Genomic DNA, 3809 nt, shown 5'->3' with positions numbered 1-3809 from the left:
GACCTGAACCGCCTCGCCGAGCGGGCGCTCGGGGCCGGCACCATCCTGTCGCTCGCCGGCATCGCCTTCCTGGCGGTGTTCCGCGAGGGCGCCGAGACCGTGCTGTTCCTGCACGCGCTGGCCAAGAGCGGCAACGGCTTCGACGGCTCCCTCTTCGGCGGCCTCGCGGTCGCGGCGCTCGCGCTCGCCGCGATGTTCGTGGCCATGCAGTGGCTGGCGCTGCGCCTGCCGCTCCGGCCGATGTTCGTGATCACCTCCGCCTTCCTGTTCGTGATGGGCCTCAAGCTCGTCGGCGAGGCCTTCCAGGAGTTCCAGGAGCAGACCCTGATCCCGGTCCACGACGGGGGGGTGCCGGGCTTCGTCACCGAGATCGGCTTCAACGGCACCTGGGAGGCCATCGGCACCCAAGGGGCCCTGGTGGCGATCGCGCTCGCCTGCCTCGCCGCCTACCTGACGCGGAACCGCGGCGCCGGGACGCGGCCCCAGGCGGCCCCGCAGGGCAAGCCGGCGCGGGCGACCTCCTGAGGGGCGACCGCACCGGTTCCGGACGAGGGCCCGCCGCGCCACCCGCGCGCGCCACCCGCGCGCGCCACCCGCGCGGCGGGCCCTTCCGTTTCAGGGCGCGGCGCCCGTCGTGACCGAGAGCATCGGCAGGGTCACGGCGAGCGTGCCGGCCTCCCGCGGCGGCGCGGCGAGCGCCGCGAAGGCCGCGAGGCCGAGGCAGAAGCCGAGACCGAGGAGGCCGGTCTCGAGCCCGCGGTAGAACCTGTCCATCGGGCGTTCTCCTCATCCGAGGTTCCGATGATCGGGCCGGGGCGTTAACGTTTCCTCAGCCGCCGTAGGCGACGAGCGCCGCCCCCGCCGCGATCAGCGCCACGCCGAGCCAGCTGAGCGGGCTCAGCGACTCGCCGAGGAGGAGGGCGCCGAACGCGGCCACCAGCACGACGCTGAGCTTGTCGAGCGGCGCGACCCGGGCCGCGTCCCCGAGGGAGAGGGCGCGGAAGTAGCAGAGCCAGGACGCCCCGGTGGCGAGGCCCGACAGCACGAGGAACAGCGCGCTGCGGCCCGAGACCTGCCCGAGGGCGGAGGCCTGCCCGGTGCCGAGCACGATCGCGGCGGTCAGCGCCGCAACGACGAGCGTCCGCAGGAAGGTCGCGACCTCGGAGGGCACGCCCGACAGGCCGAGCTTGGCCAGGATCGCGGTGAGCGCAGCGAACACGGCCGAGAGCAGCGCCCAGAGGCGCCAGGACGCGAGCCAGTCGCCCATCGGGCTCAAGGAATCAGCCGGTCGGCCCGCAGGCGTCCGAACAGGTCGAGGAAGGCGTCGTCGGACGGCTGGTAGCGCAGGAAGCCGAGCCGGCGGCTCTTGCCCATGTCGGTCACCACCTCGATCGGCCGGCCGAGGTCGGCGTCGGTGTGCCAGGGGGAGGCGAGGCGGTCGAGGTCGGGCTCGGCGAGGCCGTGGCGCGCCGCGATCTCGGCCCAGACGGCTGCGTCGCCCGCCATCTGCTCCTCCAGCGGCCGCACCGTGCCGTCGAAGGGAGCGGGCTCCAGGCCGAACCACCGGGCGATCCGCTCCCACATCCAGCTCCAGCGGAAGACGTCGCCGTTCACCACGTTGAAGGCCTCGTCCGCCCCCGCCCGGCTGGTCGAGGCCCAGAGGATGTGGTGCGCGAGCTGGCGCGCGTCGGTGACGTCCACGAGGCCGTTCCACTGCGCGGCCGAGCCGGGGAAGCGGAAGGGCCGCCCGGTCTCCCGGCAGAGGGTGGCGTAGACGGCCAGCGTGGTGCCCATGTTCATGGCGTTGCCGACCGCCTTGCCGACGATCGAGTGTGGGCGGTGCACGCTCCAGGTGAAGCCGTCGCGGGCCGCGGCCTCGAAGACGGCATCCTCCTGGGCGTAGTAGAAGTTTTCGACCGGGAGCCGTCCCTGCTCCTCGCGGAACGGCGTCTGCGGCAAGCGGCCTGTGCCGTAGTTCTCGAACGGCCCGAGATAGTGCTTGAGCCCCGTCACCAGGGCGACGTGGCGGACCGAGCCGCCCGGCCGCAGGGCCTCGAGCACGTCGCGCACGGCCTGCCCGTTCAGGCGAATCATCTCGGCCTCGGTCGGCCGGCGCGTCCAAGTGGCGAGGACGACGTGGCTCGGGCGCAGGTCCGACAGCGCGTCCCGCAGCGCGCCGGGGTCGTGCAGGTCGGCGCGCACCGGATGGATGCCCGGGGCGGCGGCCGGATTGCGGGCGAGCCCGAGGACCGACCAGCCCTCCGCCGCCATCAGGGAGGCGGTCGCGCTCCCCACGATGCCGCTCGCGCCGACGATCAGTGCCGTGCCGGTCATGTTCCTGGTTCCCTGGCCGCTCACCCCCCGGGGTGAACTGGGACGGGTGCCGTGCGGGTCCAGGCTTCCGCCCCCGAAGCCGGCAGCGCCGCGTCATCTCGGCCAAGTCTCACGCGGGCGTGTCGGTGGCGCGGCAAGGGGCCGGTTGTGCGCGATCCGGTTTGCCCCTTATGAACAGCTCGTAAGTTGAACCAGCCGGCCTCACGCAGGCCAAGGTTGTCGGAGGTCCTTCATGCGGCACTTCAAGATCGCACGCGCGCTCGCCACCGGCGTCGCCCTCGCTCTCGCGGTGGGAAGCGCGGCCTCCGCCCAGGACGCCTCGAACGACGCCTCGACCGCCGAGCAGACCATCGACGTGATGAACAAGCTGTTCGGCAAGCATCCGGGCTTCAGGGCCAACCACGCCAAGGGCGTGGTCGCCGAGGGCAGCTTCACGCCCTCTCCTGAGGCCGCCAAGATCAGCAAGGCCTCCCTGTTCCAGGGGCCGGCCGTGCCCGTGACGGTCCGCTTCTCGGACGCCACCGGCGTCCCGACCATCCCGGACGGTGCGGCCAACGCCAACCCGCACGGCATGGCGCTGAAGTTCAAGCTCGCCGACGACACGGAGATGGACGTCGTCGTCAACGCCCTGAAGTACTTCCCCGTCGCCACGGGCGAGGAGTTCCGCGACCTCCTGAAGGCCGTCTCCGAGAGCGGGCCGGACGCGCCGCGACCGACGGCGCTGGAGAAGTTCACCGCCTCTCACCCGGCCGCCGCCACGGCCGGCAAGACCGCCCAGACCCCGTCGAGCTTCGCCCGCCAGACCTATAACGGGGTGAACGCCTTCGTCTTCGTGGACAAGGACGGCAAGCGCCAGGCCTTCCGCTACCGCTTCGTGCCGGTCGAGGGCGAGGAGATCCTCCCGCCCGAGGAAGCCGCCAAGCGGGATCCGGGCTACCTGATGGCGGAGATCGGCCCGCGGCTGGCGAAGGAGCCCGCCCGCTTCCGGGTGCTGGCGCAGCTCGCCGAGGCCGGCGACCCGACCAACGACGCCACCAAGCCCTGGCCCGACGACCGCCGGACGATCGACCTCGGCACCCTGACGGTCGCCAAGGCCGTGCCCAACAGCCGCGAGGCCGAGAAGGCCCTGCTCTTCATGCCGAACGCCCTCACGGACGGGATCGAGGTGTCGGACGATCCGCTCATCGACGCCCGCGTCCAGGCCTACGCGGTCTCGTTCGGCCGCCGCTCGCAGTAGCGCGCCGGGGCCGGGCCGTCCTGGCCCCGGGCCCACGTCCCCTGCTCAGCGCGTGGTGCCGGGGGCCGGGGCGGTGGCGCCGCCCCGCTCGGCGGCCGGCGCAGGTGCCCTGCCGTCGGTGCGGCGGGCGCCGGCCTCGGTCGCGCCGGAGCCGGTGAGGCCGCCCGCGCCGACGCTCGTCGCGGAGCCCGCTGCGGCGCCCTGGGCCGGCTCGGACTTGTCGTCGGGGCGGCCCGCC

6 protein-coding genes are annotated in these 3809 nt (G+C 73.6%); 2 read left to right on the top strand and 4 right to left on the bottom strand.

The annotated features are described in order from the left end of the window. Positions 1-525 (top strand): FTR1 family protein (locus tag AX737_RS07580; protein ID WP_197430489.1); only part of this gene is annotated, 525 nt, incomplete at its 5' end. Positions 526-615: 90 nt separating this feature from the next. Here AX737_RS07580 and AX737_RS34185 read toward each other — a convergent pair. From AX737_RS34185 to AX737_RS07570, 3 genes are read right to left on the bottom strand one after another with little or no spacing between them, the layout of a single operon-like run. Then, positions 616-774, bottom strand: a complete 159-nt coding sequence (locus AX737_RS34185; RefSeq protein WP_197430488.1) for a hypothetical protein — start codon at positions 772-774, stop codon at positions 616-618. Between the two features lie 55 nt (positions 775-829). Continuing rightward, entirely contained in the window at positions 830-1267 is a 438-nt protein-coding gene (locus AX737_RS07575) for an EamA family transporter (protein WP_066920306.1), read from the bottom strand. 5 nt (positions 1268-1272) lie between these two features. Further along, positions 1273-2334 (bottom strand): SDR family oxidoreductase, encoded by a 1062-nt coding sequence (locus tag AX737_RS07570; RefSeq protein WP_066920304.1) that lies wholly within the window; start codon positions 2332-2334, stop codon positions 1273-1275. Positions 2335-2566: 232 nt separating this feature from the next. Here AX737_RS07570 and AX737_RS07565 point away from each other — a divergent pair, with 232 nt between their 5' ends. Beyond that, positions 2567-3571, top strand: coding sequence for a catalase family peroxidase (locus AX737_RS07565; protein WP_066920302.1), 1005 nt, complete (start codon positions 2567-2569; stop codon positions 3569-3571). A 45-nt stretch (positions 3572-3616) separates the two neighbouring features. Here AX737_RS07565 and AX737_RS34180 read toward each other — a convergent pair. Further along, positions 3617-3809: hypothetical protein (locus AX737_RS34180; RefSeq protein WP_082772938.1), on the bottom strand; the 193-nt coding region annotated here is incomplete at its 5' end.

Source organism: Methylobacterium sp. CCH5-D2, from assembly GCF_001556475.1.
Taxonomy (GTDB): domain Bacteria; phylum Pseudomonadota; class Alphaproteobacteria; order Rhizobiales; family Beijerinckiaceae; genus Methylobacterium; species Methylobacterium hispanicum.
The sequence above is the reverse complement of the archived record's forward strand: the minus strand, read 5'-3'. Positions and strand labels throughout refer to the sequence as shown.